At 46.8% G+C, this 18,209-nt stretch carries 15 protein-coding genes, 1 tRNA gene and 1 other annotated feature; of the genes, 7 read left to right on the plus strand and 9 right to left on the minus strand.

The features are described 5' to 3' along the window. Position 1: 1 nt before the first annotated feature. The 3 genes from zapA to pheS all read right to left on the minus strand — a co-directional run bounded on the left by zapA (position 2) and on the right by pheS (position 7,219). Positions 2–3,394 (minus strand): cell division protein ZapA, encoded by a 3,393-nt coding sequence (zapA, locus tag MH117_RS20870; protein WP_239332088.1) that lies wholly within the window; start codon positions 3,392–3,394, stop codon positions 2–4. Between the two features lie 317 nt (positions 3,395–3,711). After that, complete coding sequence (gene pheT / locus MH117_RS20875; protein ID WP_239332090.1) at positions 3,712–6,150, minus strand: phenylalanine--tRNA ligase subunit beta; 2,439 nt, start codon at positions 6,148–6,150, stop codon at positions 3,712–3,714. 34 nt (positions 6,151–6,184) lie between these two features. Further along, the gene (gene pheS, locus MH117_RS20880) at positions 6,185–7,219 is read right to left on the minus strand and encodes a phenylalanine--tRNA ligase subunit alpha (RefSeq protein ID WP_239332092.1); all 1,035 of its coding nucleotides are present in this window, start codon (positions 7,217–7,219) and stop codon (positions 6,185–6,187) included. 58 nt (positions 7,220–7,277) lie between these two features. Next, positions 7,278–7,541 (minus strand) — a binding site (T-box leader). A gap of 487 nt (positions 7,542–8,028) precedes the next feature. Here pheS and MH117_RS20885 point away from each other — a divergent pair. Further along, entirely contained in the window at positions 8,029–9,081 is a 1,053-nt protein-coding gene (locus MH117_RS20885) for a mannose-1-phosphate guanylyltransferase (protein WP_239332094.1), read from the plus strand. Continuing rightward, positions 9,078–10,028 (plus strand): GDP-mannose 4,6-dehydratase, encoded by a 951-nt coding sequence (locus tag MH117_RS20890; protein ID WP_239332096.1) that lies wholly within the window; start codon positions 9,078–9,080, stop codon positions 10,026–10,028. The genes MH117_RS20885 and MH117_RS20890 overlap by 4 nt, the downstream gene beginning before the upstream one ends. 120 nt (positions 10,029–10,148) lie before the next feature. Here MH117_RS20890 and MH117_RS20895 read toward each other — a convergent pair. The 4 genes from MH117_RS20895 to MH117_RS20910 form a co-directional block, all read right to left on the minus strand. Beyond that, positions 10,149–10,225, minus strand: a tRNA-Pro gene (locus MH117_RS20895). Positions 10,226–10,397: 172 nt separating this feature from the next. Next, positions 10,398–11,057 carry a response regulator gene (locus MH117_RS20900; RefSeq protein WP_239332098.1) on the minus strand — a complete coding sequence of 220 codons (660 nt, stop codon included), beginning with the start codon at positions 11,055–11,057 and terminating at the stop codon, positions 10,398–10,400. Next, positions 11,008–11,892 carry a sensor histidine kinase gene (locus MH117_RS20905; RefSeq protein ID WP_239332100.1) on the minus strand — a complete coding sequence of 295 codons (885 nt, stop codon included), beginning with the start codon at positions 11,890–11,892 and terminating at the stop codon, positions 11,008–11,010. The genes MH117_RS20900 and MH117_RS20905 overlap by 50 nt, the downstream gene beginning before the upstream one ends. Before the next feature lie 200 nt (positions 11,893–12,092). Continuing rightward, positions 12,093–13,097 (minus strand): LacI family DNA-binding transcriptional regulator, encoded by a 1,005-nt coding sequence (locus MH117_RS20910; RefSeq protein ID WP_239332102.1) that lies wholly within the window; start codon positions 13,095–13,097, stop codon positions 12,093–12,095. 290 nt (positions 13,098–13,387) lie between these two features. On the opposite strand from MH117_RS20910, the gene MH117_RS20915 reads away from it, so the two are divergent. Then, positions 13,388–13,714: a YbjQ family protein gene (locus tag MH117_RS20915; RefSeq protein ID WP_239332104.1), complete on the plus strand. Its 327-nt coding sequence runs from the start codon at positions 13,388–13,390 to the stop codon at positions 13,712–13,714. After that, positions 13,714–13,974, plus strand: coding sequence for an HD family phosphohydrolase (locus MH117_RS20920; protein WP_239332106.1), 261 nt, complete (start codon positions 13,714–13,716; stop codon positions 13,972–13,974). Before MH117_RS20915 ends, MH117_RS20920 begins: the two co-directional genes overlap by 1 nt. A 38-nt stretch (positions 13,975–14,012) precedes the next feature. On the opposite strand, the gene MH117_RS20925 is transcribed toward MH117_RS20920, so the two are convergent. Next, positions 14,013–14,153 carry a hypothetical protein gene (locus tag MH117_RS20925; protein ID WP_239332108.1) on the minus strand — a complete coding sequence of 47 codons (141 nt, stop codon included), beginning with the start codon at positions 14,151–14,153 and terminating at the stop codon, positions 14,013–14,015. Between the two features lie 285 nt (positions 14,154–14,438). Beyond that, on the minus strand, positions 14,439–15,407 hold the full coding sequence (locus MH117_RS20930) for an aldolase catalytic domain-containing protein (protein WP_239332110.1): 969 nt from the start codon (positions 15,405–15,407) through the stop codon (positions 14,439–14,441). Positions 15,408–15,664: 257 nt separating this feature from the next. Here MH117_RS20930 and MH117_RS20935 point away from each other — a divergent pair, with 257 nt between their 5' ends. Genes MH117_RS20935 through MH117_RS20945 form a run of 3 tightly spaced genes read left to right on the plus strand, consistent with a single transcriptional unit; the run spans position 15,665 to position 18,108 of the window. Beyond that, positions 15,665–15,898 (plus strand): FeoA family protein, encoded by a 234-nt coding sequence (locus tag MH117_RS20935; protein ID WP_239332112.1) that lies wholly within the window; start codon positions 15,665–15,667, stop codon positions 15,896–15,898. Continuing rightward, positions 15,895–17,919, plus strand: a complete 2,025-nt coding sequence (gene feoB / locus MH117_RS20940) for a ferrous iron transport protein B (RefSeq protein ID WP_239332114.1) — start codon at positions 15,895–15,897, stop codon at positions 17,917–17,919. The genes MH117_RS20935 and feoB overlap by 4 nt, the downstream gene beginning before the upstream one ends. Before the next feature lie 21 nt (positions 17,920–17,940). Beyond that, complete coding sequence (locus MH117_RS20945) at positions 17,941–18,108, plus strand: FeoB-associated Cys-rich membrane protein (RefSeq protein ID WP_239332116.1); 168 nt, start codon at positions 17,941–17,943, stop codon at positions 18,106–18,108. Positions 18,109–18,209 lie beyond the last annotated feature (101 nt).

The raw sequence follows: 18,209 nt of genomic DNA on the forward strand, positions 1-18,209 counted from the left end.
CCTAACTGCCGTGTTCGATAAGCTCCAGCCATTCGTTAAATTCGGATTGAAGCTTGCCATATTCCTCTTTTAGCTTGTTGTATTCTTCCTCTACCTGCTGCGCCTTTGTGTGCTCCATCTCACGCTCAAGCTGCGACAATCGGAACTGATGTGACATCATCTCGAATTGTTCTTGGATCATCATGATCTCATCCGAACTTGCATTCGGCGCTGACATAGTAGTCGATGCGGCTGCTTCGTCCAATGCTTGACGCAGCTCGACCAATTCCTGACGGAGACGTCGTTCTTCAGCTAGAAGCCGTTCATTCGTCTGCTCTGCATCTGCGATAACAGAAAGATTACGTGCCAATTCTTGCTCTATCGTTTGTTTTTCCAACAACCATGCATTCTGGCGCTTTTCCCATTGCTCATGAAGGTCTGATTGGATTTGTTGTGACTGGAACGACTGCTCATCCACACTTGTCATGAGCCCCTTAATTCTACCTTCATACTCTTCCTGAAACGCTCGCACACGTATTTCCGCCTGTTTGTTGGCTTCCAATACTTTTATTTCAGCAGCAGCCTGTACAGCCTTTACTTGCTGTTCCGCCTCTTCTCCTGCCAGCTTCAACAACTCGTTTGTCTCTTCCTGCAGTGACTCGTATTGCTTATTACGCTCAATCTCCATCTCATTCAACTGCTTCTCAATCTCTTCCTGAACCGCTTTAATCTGAAGGTTAGCTTCCTCTTTAGCTTCATGTACACGATTATTCGCATCTTCTAGCGCATCCTGCAACTGCTGAACGCGCTGTTCAGCATCTTTCAGCGCTTCACCCACACGTCGATTCGCCTCGGTCTCAATCGCTGCTATGCGCTCAAGCGCCTGCTCTTGCTCAGCTTGAAGTCGTTCATCCGATTCTGCTTGCAACTCTGCAAGCTGTATGAGAGCTGCTTCATCTGCTGCCCGAACCTGCTCACGAGCTGTCAGGGCAGCAGCCTCAAGCTGCTCATCTGCTAACTGCTGTGCTGCTAGAAGCTGATCATTCAGGGATTGTTCGATAGAATGAATCCGCTCGTTTGCTGCTGCTTCCGCCGCCAGCACCCGCTGCTTGGCAGTTTCCTCTGATGCTGCAACCAACTCGTCCATCATCGCTTCTGTCGATTGAACGCGTTCATTAGCTTCCAGCTCAATTGACTTGATCCGTGCTTCAAGTGACGCTTTTGCATTCTGCGTACGCTCTTCAGCCATGGCTTCGGCAGCTGCAACTCGAGTATCGGCAAGCTCCAGCGCTACCTGGATACGTTCATTAGCAGCAGCCTCAGCTGCCTGAATACGTTCATGTGCAGCAGCTTCCACAGCTTGGATTCGCTCATTTGCCTCAACCTCAACAGCCTTAAGCCGCTCAGTTGCATCCGCCTCCACCATTTGAAGCAGTTCGCCTGCATCCGTTTCAGCAGCCTGAGCACGCTTGTCCGCCTCACGCAGCACGTCTTGAACCCGTTCGTTAGCCTCAGCTTCAACTTGTTGCAAACGTTGATTAAGCTCAGATCGAAGCGCTTCTAGCTCCTGCTCATGAATCGCTTGCCAATCTTGTTTGAGGGATTCGGCTTGCTCCGCTACAGCGATCGCATGTGCTTCACGTTCAGACTGCAAAATCGCAGCCAACTCCTCATCATGCCCAACCTGCCACTGCTGCTTTAACGTCTTAGCCTGCTCTTCCAGCGCAATCGCATGTGCTTCACGCTCCGATTGCAATATGGCGTCAGACTCCAGCTGCGCTAGTTCCAGTTCTTCTTTGGCTTGCGCCTCCACCGCGTGAAGCAGTTCTAACTTCTGCTTAAGCTCAGCAAGCTGCTTGCGAGCCTGCCGCTCCTCTTGCTGCAGAGCATCGCACTGTTCCTCCAATTGCTTCTTGTCCGACTTTGTCTCTTCTTGCTCACTCGTCAACTGATTACACTGTTCTTCCAACTCTTGGATAAGCGCTTCATACGTCACACGATCTTGCTTTGACTGATCCACTGCTTCTATTTGTAAGTTCAAGCTATCCTGTAATTGTTGCACAGCTGCCAGATGCTGCTCTGCTTCTGCAAGTGCTTCATCTCGAGCACGCATGAGCCGTTCCATCTCAACTTGACGAGCACGATCCAACTCCTCAGCTCTTCCTAGATGGCCTTCAAGCTGGCGAATGCGGCTATCCTTTTGCTTGGACTGCTCTTCCCAGCCTACGCGCAGACGCTCTTCGTGGGCATCACGTGTCATCTTTAGCGTCTCGATAGCTTCCTCGTGCAGCGCGGACATCGTCACCATATCCTCCTGATGACGAGCTTCCATTGTTGCTGTCCGTTCTTCTAACTGTTTATTCAGATCCACTACGACACCTTGATGCTGTGTTTCCAATTCAGCAATTCGCGCAGATTTAAGGGTGAGTTCTTGCTGTAACTTATCTTGCACTTCCTTCATTGCAGCACTATGCTTGTCCTGCAACTGCTTGACGATGCTTTGATGCTGTTCACGCGCTTGCTTAAGCCCCGTATCATGCTTTATAGTCGTTTGTTTCATCGCCTCGACATGTTTAGCCTCTGCTTGCTTTAGGGCCTCAGCCAACTTAGCTTCGCCTTGTTTCGTTAACTCAGCTTGCTTGAATTCCGCCTGCTTGATCGCCGCAGCGTACTTTGCTTCCGACTGCTTCAAATCTGTCTCTAACTTCAAAGAAGCTGTCTTCACAGCAGCATCATGCTCACTCCGCAGCTTTTGCAAGGCCTGCTTGTGATCTTCGGTCATCGCCTGAACACGAGCATGAAGTTCCTGCTCGTGATCGTTCTTCTGCTTCTCCACTTGCTCATTTAAACGAACCAGCTTCAGCTCACTATCCTGAAGACGACGCTTCAAATCCTGCTCGCGCCCTGTGCACGCCTGAACGCGGCGCTCAGCATCCTTCACTTGCTCTTTCAGCTTCGAAACTTGCACATCTACAGCTTTCTTTGCTTCTTTTTCCAGCTGCAGCGCGGCTATTGACCGCTGCTCAGATTCACCAAGACGCTGTAACTCCTTTTGGCTTGCTTCGCGCTCCTGCTTCAGCTTTTCCTCATGACTAGCGGTCAGAGCCTGAAGCTGAGACTCCAAGCTTTGCCTAGAAACTACTGCTTCTTGCTTCTCTCTTTCGATCACTTGAATCTCATTAGCAAGACGTACCTGCTCATCCTTAATACGCTGTACCTGCTCAGCGATATGAACTGCAGACAAAACCGCAATTCGTGGGATATCAAGTCGTGGATTCCCTTCCGCTATCGTTCTCATATGCTCATCCACAATAGCAGCGATATTACGCATATATTCCTTACTGGTTGTGCCTACAATCTTATATTGTGTTCCATATATTTCAACAGTGACCCGGTGCTTGTCTGGTGAGGTCATTATACTCGTCCTCCTTCTTACTGTGAACGACAGCCGCATCCTTCGTGCTATCGGCGGCAGACCGCATGGTTATAACCATTCATTTGTAATTATTTCGATATAGTAAGCGCTTTTTCCTGCTCCTTAGCTCTGTCATTATCAGGCTTTAGCAGAAGTTTAGCTATATATTATCTTGGCGTATAAATAGGAAAAGGGCAACCCCTCCATTCCATGCGTGCACGAAGCGGCGCTTGAAATGACGAGGTTTGCCCTATTTAACTTCCTTTAAAATCTGAAATACCTATATGGTTACAGCATATTCAGACCTTGTTTTTCCATTATTTACGCAGTTCTGCACCTTGCGCTTCTAATGCGGCTACTACTTTACCGTGTAGTGCCGTGATTTCTTCATCTGTAAAGGTTTGTTCTGGATTACGATAGACTAGCGAGATCGCGACACTCTTTTTGTCTGCAGCAATACGATCACCCGTGTACACATCAAATACACGTACCGATTCCAACCAAGCCTCGGCTGTTTCCTTGGCTGTGTTCACAAAATGACCTACTTCAGCCTGGCGGTCCAGCACCAATGCAATATCACGTTCTACTGCTGGGAAGCGTGGCAGCACTTGATACTCAATTGCAAAGCTGGTTGTGTCAATGACGGGTTGGAGCAGAATCTCGGCAACATACGTTTCACCCAGATCCTTGCTGCGCTGAAGATCAGGATGAATTTGCCCAATTGTGCCGAGCAGTACTTCACCTGAATCAGACTGCAAGTAAATACTGGCGGATCGACCTGGATGGAAACCTGCCGGACGGTCTGCCGCATAACGTACACGCCCTATAATACCCAAGTGGCTGAACAAGCTGTCCAGCGCTCCTTTAATATCATAAAAATCAACCTGTTCCGCCTGGATATTCCATTGCGGCGTTCTACGCTTTCCTGTCATCAATACGGCAAGCACGGATTTCTCTTCCGGAAGTTCCGCAAGCGCAGCATTGTCGGTCACATAAATGCTGCCCACTTCAAACAGCTGCACATCTTCGTTCTTGCGATTGCGGTTGTAGCCTGCTGTATCCAACAAGCCTGGTATAAAGCTTGTGCGCAGCACACTGCGGTCCTCACTCATCGGCATAGCCAGCTTTACAGCTTTGGCGTTAGGTGACAATGTTGGGAACAGCTCCGTTTCCTGTGGGTGCGTGAATGAATAAGTAATGGCTTCATGCAGCCCCCCACCTGCCAACAAACGGCGAATTTCGCGACGGATCCGCTGCGACTTTGTCAGGTGACCCGGTGTTGTCGCCCCTTCAATCGGAGTTGTCGGAATATTATCGTAGCCATACATCCGCGCCACTTCTTCAATCAGGTCAACAGCAAGCGTAATATCGCCGCGCCGAGCCGGAATTTGCACTTCAAACACGCCGCTCTCAGCTTCGTTCCCCTCAAATCCAAGTCTTCTAAGGATCGAGTGAATCTCAGCCGCAGTGAGCGAAGTGCCTAACATCCGATTCGTCTTCTCTACTGACAACTGAATCGATTGACGTGTATGTTGTGCTGTTACTTTCTCCACGATTCCCGCTGCAACTGTGCCACCCGTCAACTGACGAATCAGTTCAGCCGCACGATTCAATGCAGGCAGGACCGCTTCTGGGTTCACTTCTTTCTCAATGCGAAGGGAAGCCTCAGAACGCAACCCGAGCTGACGGGATGCCTTCCGTACAACCCCACCATCAAATTTGGCTGATTCGAGCAAGATGTTAACTGTTGATTCCGTTACCTCCGAATTTTCCCCTCCCATTACACCAGCAAGTGCTACAGGCTTAACTCCGTCCGTAATCAGCAGCATCTGCGGATCCAGCTTGCGCTCTTGTCCATCAAGTGTAACAATCGTCTCCCCTGCACGAGCCATCCGTACTTCAATATGTCCATTAGACAATTGATCAGCATCAAATGCATGTAACGGCTGTCCGTATTCGAGCATCACAAAGTTGGTTGCATCAACGATGTTATTGATTGGACGAACCCCTGCTGCTAACAAGCGGTTCTGAAGCCATAATGGCGAAGACGCGATCTTAACACCTGTAATGTAACGCGCTGCGTAGCGACTGCATGCCTCTGTTGCTGCAATTTCTACGGAGATATGGTCAGACGCCGGTGCGCCCGCCTCTTCTATCATTTCATTAGGCAGCTTAACAGGACGATCCAAGATTGCACCGACTTCATAGGCCGCACCCAACATACTTAAGCAATCCGAGCGATTCGGCGTCAGATCGAACTCCAAGACATGATCATTTAATTCCAACACTTCAGCGATCGGCGTGCCTAGTTGAACATCTGCCGGCAGAACCAGTATACCTTCCTGCATTTCTTTTGGCAGCAGCTTGTCATTCAGACCAAGCTCCTTCGCAGAGCAGATCATTCCCTGAGATTCCACACCACGCAGCTTAGCGCGCTTAATCTTCATGCCGTCAGGCATTACAGCTCCAATTGTTGCCACAGGTACCTTTTGTCCTGCATCGACGTTTTTAGCGCCGCATACGATCTGAAGCATGTCGGCTGCCCCTACGTCTACCGTACATACATTCAACTTATCCGCGTCAGGATGCTTCTCTCTAGCCGTAACATAACCAACAACGATGTTATCAAGGCCCGGGTTGCGGCTCTCCACATGGTCAATTTCAATACCTGCACGTGTGATACGCTCGGCTAATTGTTGCGCTGTTGCGCCAGTTAAATCGATATATTCAGATAACCATTTATAGGATACATTCATTATGATTTTTCCTTCCTTCCTCTAATCCTCAATCTTACATCCGGTCGAATTGCTGCAAGAAGCGAATGTCATTTGTATAAAAATGTCGAATATCGTCAATGCCGTATTTCAGCAGCGCAATACGTTCTACCCCCATACCAAACGCAAATCCGGAATATACTTCTGGATCATAGCCGCCCATTTCCAATACACGTGGATGAACCATGCCACAGCCAAGAATTTCAAGCCAGCCTGTCTGTTTGCACATCCGACACCCTTTGCCTGCACATTGTACACATGTAACGTCAACCTCAGCGCTTGGCTCCGTGAATGGGAAGAAACTAGGACGCAGGCGAATTTGCATGTGAGGTCCGAACATCTCGTTTACGAATTGCAGCAGTGTCCCTTTCAAATCGCTCATCCGGATATTTTTGTCGATGACCAGTCCCTCAATCTGATGGAACATAAAGGAGTGCGTTGCATCATCATCATCACGACGATAAACACGTCCTGGGCAGATCACTTTGAGCGGTACTTCGCCTTTCATCATTTCCATCGTCCGCACCTGAACTGGAGATGTCTGTGTACGCATCAAAATATCTTCTGTAATATAGAACGAATCTTGCATATCACGAGCAGGATGGTTCTTAGGCAGGTTAAGCGCCTCAAAGTTATAATAATCACTTTCCACTTCAGGTCCCTCTGCCACTTGGTAGCCCATTCCAATAAAGACATCTTCAATTTCTTGAATGACTTTGTTCAAAGGATGAATGGCTCCACTTGTCAACTTGCGTCCTGGAAGCGTAACGTCAATGAGCTCGGCTTGCAGACGATGCTCAGTCTGAGCACGTACAAAAGCTTCTTGTTTCTCGTTAATAATATTCTCGATCGATCCGCGCACTTCGTTAGCGACTTGGCCGATCAATGGGCGCTCTTCTGCGCTTAAACTACCCATGCCGCGCAAAATTTCCGTGAGCTCACCCTTTTTTCCTAAAAATTTAATGCGTAGATCGTTTAATTGTTGTTCCGTTATGACTTCCTGCAGCAAATCCAGCACATTTTCGCGCAGTGCGTGTAAACGCTCCTTCATGAATGTGTTCCTCCTTCATTTCCAATCCATATTCATACAAAAAAGACCTTTCCATCCGGTAAGGGACGAAAAGGCCGTGGTACCACCCTAATTAGATATTCGACACGGCATTGTCCGCTGTATCAGCCTATCTCACTTCAAGCGATAATAACGGTTCGCGGCCGGGACACTCTACTAATGAAACCGCCTCTAAACGGCTCCTGTTCAAGCTCCTGCTCCGGAGTGAAATTCAGCAAGTCCTAACTCGAAAGATGCTCTCAATCATCGGCATCTTCTCCCTGGCAAGCGGCGCAAGCTTACTTATCTCCATCTCAGCATCTTACTGTTTAACGTGAATTGGTCTAATGTCGTCGGCACGTGTAAGTATGCATCAGACTAGTCTATATTATAGCCAGAAATTAATTTCTTTTGCAAGCGTCAATCACTCATTTTGACCCATTTTATTGCTTGTGGAAGCATAGCTGATGATCCTGCAAACATTCCTCCTTCGCCATGTAGTAGCGTTTATTCCACGAATGCATAGCATAGGAGATAGGATGGTACTTCGCTAAATCCAGTATGGAAAAGAATTGTTTTCTGTAAACAGGACAGAACATACCGATTACTCACTTCTTATTTTGTCCTGCTGCAGCAGTCTGCTGCCATTTTCCATCCATTACTTTCTACACTCATAGTCGTCGTAACTTTAATCTTAAAGTCGGCACAAAAGCCGTTTCAAGCCAAATTCATTTGCACATACAATAGGTACTAAAATGGATTAGAAATATGTACAGTTCTATTTTGGTCTACACGAAATGGGGTGAACCTCGTTGAACGTCGTTATCATGGCTGGAGGCCGAGGCACACGTTTCTGGCCAAGCAGCACAACATCGAAGCCCAAGCAATTTCTCCCCCTTCTCTCCACCAAATCGATGCTGCAAGAAACGTATATGCGCTTTAGGCAATGGCTCCCGGAAGAACGAATATTTGTGGCAACAATTGAGGCATATGTAGGACTTGTAAAGGAGCAATTGCCTGAGTTATCCCCTGATCGACTTATTATTGAACCTGTGGCACGCGATACAGGTCCATGTACCGCACTCACCGCATTATTTTTTCTTCGCCAGGAGCTGGATGATGTGATCGTTATGGTACCTTCCGATCAATTTATATCGGACTATCAACGATTGCGATATGCCTTGGAAGCGGCAGAACAAGAAGCACTTCATAACCGCACAACCGTAATGCTTGGAATCGTGCCGAGTCGGCCCGAAACCGGGTATGGTTACATTCGTACGTCAGAATGGGGCAAACACAGAAGGCTTCGTTCGGTATCTTCATTTATTGAGAAGCCTAACCTAAGCGTTGCGGATGAGCTGGTCAGATTACCCGGAACTTATTGGAATAGCGGTATTTTTGTATGGAGACCTTCCACAATCGCCCACTTAATGAATCGTTTCTGTCCTTCTATATGGAGTCCACTTTCGGAACACTATCCTCACATTGATACCATTTATCCCTCTATTCCTAAGCTCTCGGTTGATTACGCCATTATTGAAAAAGCACCTAATCTATTTGTTGTTCCGGTAGATTTCGAGTGGGACGATGTAGGAACATGGAATTCGGTCCGCAGGCATTACGGCACTGACCAGTCGGGCAATCTGCTGAACGGATACGTGAACTCATTACATGCGAAAGACAATATCGTAATTAGCGATAAACATACTGCTGTCATCGGTGTGCGTGATCTCATCATTATTTCAACAGAGGATGGCCTGCTCGTCTGTCATCGTTCAGAGGAACAGCGCATCAAGGAAGTCATTAACGAAAGCTTACATGCATGGGAGTCCCATCAACTTAAAGAGGTGAAACCAACCCAATGAAGGCTCTAGTAACCGGTATTTCTGGATTTGTCGGCAGTCATATGGCCGAATTTCTGTTGGATCAACAAGTCGAGGTGATCGGTACGATCCGCAACCGCAGCCGGATGGATCACATTGAGCACATTCAGTCTCACATTCGACTGGTCGAATGTGAGCTCCGTGATCCATTCTCAGTCGAAACGCTGCTGGCTGCAGAACGACCCGACTATATTTTCCACCTCGCTGCCCAAAGCTTCGTACCTACATCCTGGAACTCTCCAGTAGATACAATATATAATAACGTTGCAGGCCAGTTGAATATTTTTGAGGCCGTCAGACGACTGGAACTGTCTGCAAAGATCCAGATTGCTTGCTCCAGTGAGGAATACGGCCATGTGGAACCACACGAGACCCCGATTAGCGAAGACAATCCGCTGCGACCACTCAGCCCTTATGCTGTCAGTAAAGCTGCTCAAGATTATCTAGGCTATCAATATTATAAGAGCTATGGCGTACATGTTATTCGAACAAGGACCTTCAACCACACTGGACCGCGCCGCGGCGAACAATTTGTGACTTCTAACTTTGCCAAGCAAATCGCAGAGATCGAAAAAGGAATTCGACCTCCTATCGTATCTGTGGGTAACCTGCAGGCCAAACGCGACTTTACGGATGTCCGAGATATTGTACGCGCATACTGGGTGGGCTTGGAAAAAGGAGAGGCCGGAGAATGTTACAACATCGCCTCTGGTACGTGTGTCACCATCGAAGAAATGCTGAATCTGCTGCTTAGTATGAGCACGATCTCCATCGAGGTGGTACCGGATCCAAGTCGGATGCGCCCATCTGACGTCGAGATTCTGCTCGGTGATGCCTCTAAATTTGAGCGCCAGACAGGTTGGAAGCCAACAATACCGTTTGAGCAGACGATGTTCGATCTACTTACCTATTGGCGCGAGCGAGTCTAAATACATGCCATTGTAAAGACAAGGCAGCGCTGACAGTGCTGCTTTGTCTTATTACTTGTAATTACGTGCTGGATACACAAAAAAACGTATTCCCAAAGGAATACGTTGCGATGATAATAATGGTCGGGACGACACGATTTGAACATGCGACCCCTTGGTCCCAAACCAAGTGCTCTACCAAGCTGAGCTACGTCCCGTTATATGCGCCCTATTAAGGCGACATAGACTAATATAGCACACCTTAAAATAACGTGCAATACAAATCAGGCATATTTATGAACATTTTCAACCATACAGCCTTATTCATACCCATGTGCGCTCACCTTGACCTCATAATATGCGGTTACGATAGCGCCCTTCCTGTTTAAATCATGCCAACCCATTTTCAAACGCATAGCGGGTAAGCTGTACGCGATTATCCAGATGCAGCTTCTGTAAAATATTTTTGAGATGATTCTTTACGGTATGCTCGGACAAGGTTAAGCGGAGTGCAATCTCCCGATTGGATTCACCCTTGGCAACACGCTCTAATATTTCACGTTCCCGTGCCGTTAAAGGTGAAGCGTGCACAGGACGAGCGCTCTGCTTTGGCGCAAATTCCTGCAACAGCCGCATCGCTAGCTCCTGCGACATAGGTGCTTCATCAATCGCAACTGCACGTAAATATTCATGCCAAGCAGCAGGCTGCAAATTTTTAAGCAAATATCCTTGTGCCCCTACTTTCAGCGCTTCAAATAAGTGAGTGATGTCGTCGGAGACGGTAACCATCACTATTTTCACATAAGGGAACTTCTCCTTAATACGACGAGTTGCTTCTAATCCTCCCATAACAGGCATCGAGATGTCCATCAGAATCAAATCGGGCATTAAATGCTCGGTCAAGCTTAATGCTTCTTCTCCATTTACCGCTTCACCAACAAGATGAAATAAAGGATCAATGGATAAAATATCATTAATACCCTCACGCGCGTGTGCATTATCATCCGCAATTAATATGCGAAATCGCTGTTCTTGCAGTTTCGTGCTCATTCCATGACATCTCCTTTCCTTTGCTAATGCATATCACTGTTTCCTCATGCTGGCGATATACAGACATCTGCCACCCCATGTTATGAATTCGGTCTCTCATCATTTTCATACCATATTTTCCTGGGAGAGCAAACGGATCGTCCTTCATTCCCGCTCCATCATCCCGAACCTCACAATAAAACTGATCATTGCCTCCCTCTGACAAAACTGTAACATGCCTTGCCTGCGCATGCTTGCGTACATTGGTTAAGGCCTCTCGCACACAGGAAAACAACGTAATCTTCTCTTTTATCGTCATCTGCTCGTCATCAAGCCGCCAGTCTACTTCTGGCTCCCACTCCGTATCTACCCGCATTTCTTCAATCATCTGCATAAAGGTATTGCTCCAAGAGAAGTCAGCTTCCTGCGGTGCGGCTTGCAAATTGGCTATCGCTTGCCTCACATCATCATGCACGTGATGTACGGTCTGTTTCAATTTATCGAATTGGATTTGGCGCTCTTCGCCCTCCGCATGCTCCAGTCGATTAATCTTAACTGACAGCATAAACAGCGATTGCGAAATACCGTCATGCAGTTCTTGGGCAAGGCGCTCGCGCTCCTCCAGTTCAGCCTTTAACTGCTGCTCTTGCCGCAGCTTACACTGAGTCTCTTCCAATAGTGCAAACAACTTCGTTAAGAAGATAGCCGACACAGCAAATACAATAATCGGTGCCAGCACATTGCCCAGGTCCATCGACATGTAAGGGAGCAGGACAGTATGGCGTATGTACTCCCACAACCCTATCGTAATGGTTGGAATCCATAAGATAAGCCTTTTAATCATGCGATCGCTCATTACACACCTCCTGTTTGTTATGGTCTATTTTAACTATGAGGTCAGTTAGACTGTTGAATTGTTGAATTGCTATTACAAACTCACCTGCTGATACCGATTGTAAACATCAAGTCTCTCTGTGTCCATCATTTAAAAAAGCATGAGCGACCTGTGTAAGATCACTCATGCCTGATGGGTTTACAAAAGGAAAACGATTACAATTATAACTGTGGCAAGCGCGGAGCGGTTGATTCACGCACCACCAGTTCCGAATCAAATTTAAATGTCATGCTGCGTTTATTCGTGCCGTTCACTTGCTTCATCAGCACATCTACTGCCATTCTTGCGATTTGTTCAGCTGGCTGCTTCATCGTAGTCAAGCGCGGCTTAAGCTGGGAGGCCAGTATTTGATCATCATATCCCACGATGGAGACATCACGCGGTACCTTATATCCGGCTTCGGTTAAAGCGTTAATCGCGCCAATTGCCATAAAATCGTCGGCCGCGAATATCGCCTCTGGCACATTCCCTGATTCAATCCAACGCATCATCGCCTCGTAGCCGGAAGTAATGGAGAAATCACCGGTTTCCACTGCAAACGGTTCCAATCCCGCTTCCGCCATCGCTTGCATAAATCCGCGCTCGCGCTCGTGGGCACTCAAAAAGAATGCCGGTCCTCTAATGTGCGCGATACGCTTATGGCCCAGATCAATCAAATGCTGAGTGGCCTCGTACCCGCCTTTTAGATTATCAACAAGCACACAGGATACTGAAGGCTGCATCACTTGATTGTCAATCAGTACAAATGGAATCTTGCGCTTCTTCAGTTCCACGATGTACAGTTCTTCATGGACAGCCGATAAGATTAGCAGTCCATCCACCCGATCTTCTTGAATCAGCTCCGTTCCGTGTCCTTCTTCTGTAGGGTAGTTGGCAACCGAAAGTGCTAAATAATATCCATAGTCCTTAAGTTGGCTAGACACGTTCTGCACTACACTGTCCAGGAATGAATCCTGTAATGTCGTTACAATTACCCCGATTACGCCTGTCTTTCCTTTAGCCAAGCTGCGAGCCGCTGCATTCGGATGATAATCCAATTCCTTCATCGCCTGCAGCACCTTCTGCCTATTTTTCTCCCGTACGGTCTTTGCATTATTAAGTACGCGCGACACCGTGACGACAGATAAGCCAGCTTTTTTGGCCACATCAAAAATACTGACTTTCATCACTATCCTACTCTCCTCATAAAAACTAAAAATATGTGCTCTATTATTATTTATCTCTGTCTCCTTACATAATAAACAATGTACAGCCTCATTCCAATAAAATCCTTCGTATTTAATAACAATTCTTTCATTTTAGCAGCAAACAATATTTGGCATGAGCCATACCGAAACTCAATTGGATCAATGAAATAACACAAATTCGTGCATGTGAATGAAACGAATAGCGGAAACTAACCGTATTAAAAGTAAATGGCCGTCAAAATGGCCTGTGACAAAGAGGAGCTGACGTTATGCTGGTATCAACTACGGAACGTGTTGCAAATGCTGAGATCGCTGAAACTTTAGGAACGGCTTTTGGAGTTGTGGTGCGCGCTCGCGGCATTGGTGGAGACATTATGGCTTCGCTGAAGGGTCTTGTTGGAGGAGAAGTCAAACAATATACGCAAATGATTGAAGATGCACGTCGTCAAGCGATGGACCGTATGATTCAGAACGCACACGCAATGGGTGGAGACGCTGTCATCATGATGCGCTTCGACAGCGGCGACATCGGACAGAATATGAGTGAGATTGTAGCCTATGGAACTGTCGTGCGGCTTAAGCCGGTGAGTTATTAATGTCCGGACTCGCCACTTTGCTCGGTATTGCTGGAGTATTCTACGGAATACCGCTTATTGGTCTTATTATTCTTATTATTATCGGCAAGAAAGTGTACGACAAGCGCTATAAGCAGCATGATAATGTGCGGGATGCCATCGGGCTGAATGCTGATTATGTCCCTACCAAGGAAATATTTATTGATCCGCGTGACGGTTTTCAATATCAAGTATACTACAATCCCAAGACCGGTGACAGACAATACATCCGCACGAATTAATCGTGCGGATGTATTGTTGATTGCCTATTATCGCTTTATCATGCACATCTGCCCCCGTACAACTGAACTGTCACTTTGATTTTCAACTCGCCACGCTGCCACCTCTCCCCGTATTCATATACACCTTCGACGTGCCGCACCTCGATATGCTGCATTGGCTTCGCATCGTCGATTAGCACAACGTGCGTTCAGGCAATGAAGCTCCATCCGAAGGCAATGAATTTCAATAAGCCTCTGCTTAGCTATCTTTTAAGGTGCTCGCCATAAGCATTAACTACACTTAGCTTTTCGATCGGTCGCAGCTCTTGCACCTCTTCTTCAAGCGCCCCCATTTCCACACAACCATATGAAAGCCAATAGCTGTTGTCTTCATGCGCGCAGCATTATGAACTACTAGAGAACAATAAAACAGCACTGTCTCTCCTTAAGAGCAACAGTGCTGTACATATTGACAACATATCAAATTATTCCGGTTTCTTCTGCACAAAGTTACCTTCTGGTGTCATCATGCGGTCATAAAATTCGGTGAACTTGTTACGCTCCGGCGAAGCCAACAGTGCCATCGCAGAACGCGGATGCTCATCCAACGTGCCTGTAATCAAATATGGCACTAGGTAGCCCCACTCCCACTTTTCACGCATCGGAATCATGTGTTTCTCCAAGAAACGTAAAGTTGGACGCAAATGGAACTTGCTGTTCTTCAAATGAGTCAGCAGCGCTTCCGTAGGACAGTTCCCTGCTCCGCGACCCATGCCGTAAACGGAGGAATCAAGCAGTTCTACGCCTTTCTCCGCTGCAACGAGCGTATTGGAGAATGCAAGCTGCATATTGTTATGTGTATGAACGCCAAGACTCTTGTTAGGCAGATGTTCTTGGAACTTCGTCACTAAGAAATGAAAATCGTTATGGTCCATGCTGCCGTACGAATCCACAATGTATACGACGTCAACCGGACTTTCCTTAATCATCAGGAAAGCTTCATTCAAGTCGTTTTCCATTACATTTGACAACGCCATAATATTCAAAGTGGTCTCATAACCACGATCGTGGAACGTCTGAATAAGCTCCAATGCTTTGTCAACGTCTTTAATGTAACAAGCCACTCGAATCAGATCTAGCAAGCTTTCACTGCGCGGAAGAATGTCATTTTCATCCACTCGTCCAATATCTACTAATGCAGACAGCTTGGTTTGACCTTTTTGCGGAATGACCTTACGCAAGAAATCATCATTCAAAAATCGCCATGGACCCGTTTCATCAGCGCCACTTAACAGCTTAGGCGAATTTTTGTAGCCGATTTCCATATAATCGACGCCCGCTTCATTCAATGCGGCATACAGATCTTGCACAAATTCTACACTGAAGTCCCAATTATTTACGAGGCCGCCGTCTCGAATGGTGCAGTCGACAATTTTACAATGATTCGTTTTCATTCCGCTTTCTCCTTTTTACGTTTTAATTTTCTTCATTCTACTGGAAACAACGACATAAAGCAAAGTAAAAGATGCCTGATTTCGGTAATTTGATGCAAAAAAAGTGCTTATTATGACACATGTCTATCCCGAATATGATTTTGATCACAAGAGCTCCATATAAAAAGTGATACATTACAAATGTAAATGATAAAGATTATCACTCTTGAAGCTGAAAGTAGGAATCAGGTATGACTTCACACACACATTCCCCTTGTATGTGCAAATCGCTAGGACATCTAAAACCAGGTGAAACAGCATGTATTACGAATTTAGCCAAACTATCTGATGCTGTTTCCCATCGACTGCTGGATCTTGGTGTGACAAAAGGAACACTTGTGAAGGTGAAGCGCTGCAGCTTGTTAGGCGGTCCGCTGATGCTGGAAGCAAACGGACAATTGTTCGGTCTGCGCAGAGTCGAAGCGACTTTAATCGAGGTGGATGCATGTTGAGCACCTGGTCAACTGCCCTTGTCGGCAATCCGAATACTGGAAAGACTTCTTTGTTTAATTCCCTCACTCGCTCCTATGAATATGTGGGTAACTGGACTGGCGTTACCGTAGAGAAAAAAGTGGGGTTGCTTCGCAACCGTTCATCTCAATTAATTGATCTTCCCGGCATCTACTCATTGCAGCCTATGTCCAGAGACGAGGGTGTTGCTGTTCATTATTTACTGCATGATCGACCAAATGCGATGCTTAATGTCGTCGATGCCTCCCAATTAGAGAGAAATTTATTTTTAACCATACAACTGCTAGAATATGGCGCGCCGATGTTGATCGCCTTAAACATGAATGATGTGGCTGAAGGACGAGGCATATGTATTAAGTCTGAGCTCTTAGAGGCCAGATTGGGAATTCCAGTGTACAAGATCAATGCACGTCGTGATCAAGGAATCCCTAATTTACTGAACGACCTGACGCCAGACTGTATGATTGCCAAGAAACCTTCCACCTTCCGGCTTGATTACGGTCAGCCTGTGGAAACAGCTATTCAGAGCTTGGAGGCACTGCTTCCAAATATCGAGCATATTCCAAGCAGATGGATCGCCCTTCAATATTTAGAAAATAACAAAACAATTCACGAATGGGTTCACCAATACGCTGATATTGAACCTGCGATTACGCGCCTATACGAAGAGACCGAGCAACAACTGCAATCTGCTGGCACAGCACTTCATCTTCCACAGCATATTCGTGCTGTCAGGACTACGTATATTCGGCAAATCGTTGCCGAGAGCTTGTTTCACGCAGCACCCGCAAAGCCAACACTAACGGATCGAATCGATGACATTGTCACAAACCGTTGGCTTGGCATTCCATTCTTTATTGCTGTGATGTACTTGATGTTTAAAGTCACTTTTGAATGGATTGGATCCCCGTTATCGGATCTGCTTGATGGTTTCTTAGGTGGCACATTTACCGATTGGACCTCATCGCTGCTTGATTTGGTCGGTGCTTCAACTTTCACCCATGCTTTGATTCAAGAAGGCATCATTGCAGGTGTCGGTGGTGTCCTAGTCTTTGTACCGCAAATTTTTATTTTGTTCTTGTTTATTTCTTTCGTCGAAGATTCCGGCTATATGGCCCGTGTCACTGTTGTTATGGACAGGTTAATGGAGGCTGTTGGATTAAACGGAAAAGCGTTCATTCCCTTTGTTATCGGATTCGGCTGCAGTGTACCTGGTATAATGGCCGCACGTACAATCGAGCAGCCGCGCGAACGTCTCGTAACAACACTGCTTGTTCCGTTTATGTCATGTTCTGCTAGACTATCGGTGTACGCTTTGTTTGCGGGTGTCTTTTTTAAACAGCATCAAGCCCTCGTCGTATTATCCTTATATCTGCTTGGGATCGTACTAACGCTAATTTTAGCAAAAGTGTTCTCCAAAAGCTTCATGAAAGAAGAGCAAACCGTCTTTGTAGTAGAATTGCCGCCCTATCGCATGCCGCAATGGCGTACCTTGTTTCGCAGCACTTGGGAGAAAGGGAAGGGCTTTATACGCAAGGCAGGCACATTTATACTTGGCGGATCTGTCCTGATCTGGCTCTTGTCCTATGCCGGCCCTACTGGCATGGGCGTAGAGATGAATGAAAGCTATCTAGCCAAACTAGGAGGCCTATTAGCACCACTGTTCGTTCCACTTGGCTTTGGTACTTGGCAAGCAGGCGCAGCTCTTGTAACCGGATTTATGGCGAAGGAAATCGTTGTATCCACGATGAACATTATCTATCACGCGCCTGACGCAGCTATGCTGGAAGCACAAATTGCACATGCATTTACGCCGTTAACGGCTTATGCCTTCTGTGCATTCGTCCTGCTGTACGTTCCGTGTTTAGCGACCGTCGGCATTATTCGGCGAGAGGTAGCTTCATGGAAATGGACACTTTTCGCAATGGGCTATGCTTTAGTGGTGGCGTACCTAGTAGCCTTGTTTATTCGGCTTGGCGGCATGCTGCTCGGCTTTGCTTAAATGGGAAAGGAAGCGATAACGATGTCGTGGTTCGAATTCATACTATTGGCTGCCATTTTCGGATATGCAGCCTGGGCTGTTCTAAGACATGTCAAAAAGAGTAAGCAGGGGGCATGTGCATCTTGTTCCATCAGCAATTCATGCTCTTCCAAATGCGGAATGCAGGAGGACACATTCCCACGACCTTAGTCATTCCACATACTTGATATTCAAATGACAGAGAACCTTTCATCCCGCTTTTAGGCGTGGGATGAAAGGTTCTCTGTTTACATAAGTCCATATTCCTCATT

The organism is Paenibacillus sp. ACRRX (assembly GCF_022346885.1).
In the GTDB taxonomy this organism is placed as follows: Bacteria; Bacillota; Bacilli; order Paenibacillales; family Paenibacillaceae; genus Paenibacillus_B.

What these genes read in the sequence shown, in the direction of transcription:
- zapA (WP_239332088.1), bottom strand. Translation starts at nt 3,394, where the DNA reads ATGACCTCACCAGACAAGCACCGGGTCACTGTTGAAATATATGGAACA.
- pheT (WP_239332090.1), bottom strand. Translation starts at nt 6,150, where the DNA reads ATGAATGTATCCTATAAATGGTTATCTGAATATATCGATTTAACTGGC.
- pheS (WP_239332092.1), bottom strand. Translation starts at nt 7,219, where the DNA reads ATGAAGGAGCGTTTACACGCACTGCGCGAAAATGTGCTGGATTTGCTG.
- MH117_RS20890 (WP_239332096.1), top strand. Translation starts at nt 9,078, where the DNA reads ATGAAGGCTCTAGTAACCGGTATTTCTGGATTTGTCGGCAGTCATATG.
- MH117_RS20900 (WP_239332098.1), bottom strand. Translation starts at nt 11,057, where the DNA reads ATGAGCACGAAACTGCAAGAACAGCGATTTCGCATATTAATTGCGGAT.
- MH117_RS20905 (WP_239332100.1), bottom strand. Translation starts at nt 11,892, where the DNA reads ATGAGCGATCGCATGATTAAAAGGCTTATCTTATGGATTCCAACCATT.
- MH117_RS20910 (WP_239332102.1), bottom strand. Translation starts at nt 13,097, where the DNA reads ATGAAAGTCAGTATTTTTGATGTGGCCAAAAAAGCTGGCTTATCTGTC.
- MH117_RS20915 (WP_239332104.1), top strand. Translation starts at nt 13,388, where the DNA reads ATGCTGGTATCAACTACGGAACGTGTTGCAAATGCTGAGATCGCTGAA.
- MH117_RS20920 (WP_239332106.1), top strand. Translation starts at nt 13,714, where the DNA reads ATGTCCGGACTCGCCACTTTGCTCGGTATTGCTGGAGTATTCTACGGA.
- MH117_RS20930 (WP_239332110.1), bottom strand. Translation starts at nt 15,407, where the DNA reads ATGAAAACGAATCATTGTAAAATTGTCGACTGCACCATTCGAGACGGC.
- MH117_RS20935 (WP_239332112.1), top strand. Translation starts at nt 15,665, where the DNA reads ATGTGCAAATCGCTAGGACATCTAAAACCAGGTGAAACAGCATGTATT.
- MH117_RS20945 (WP_239332116.1), top strand. Translation starts at nt 17,941, where the DNA reads ATGTCGTGGTTCGAATTCATACTATTGGCTGCCATTTTCGGATATGCA.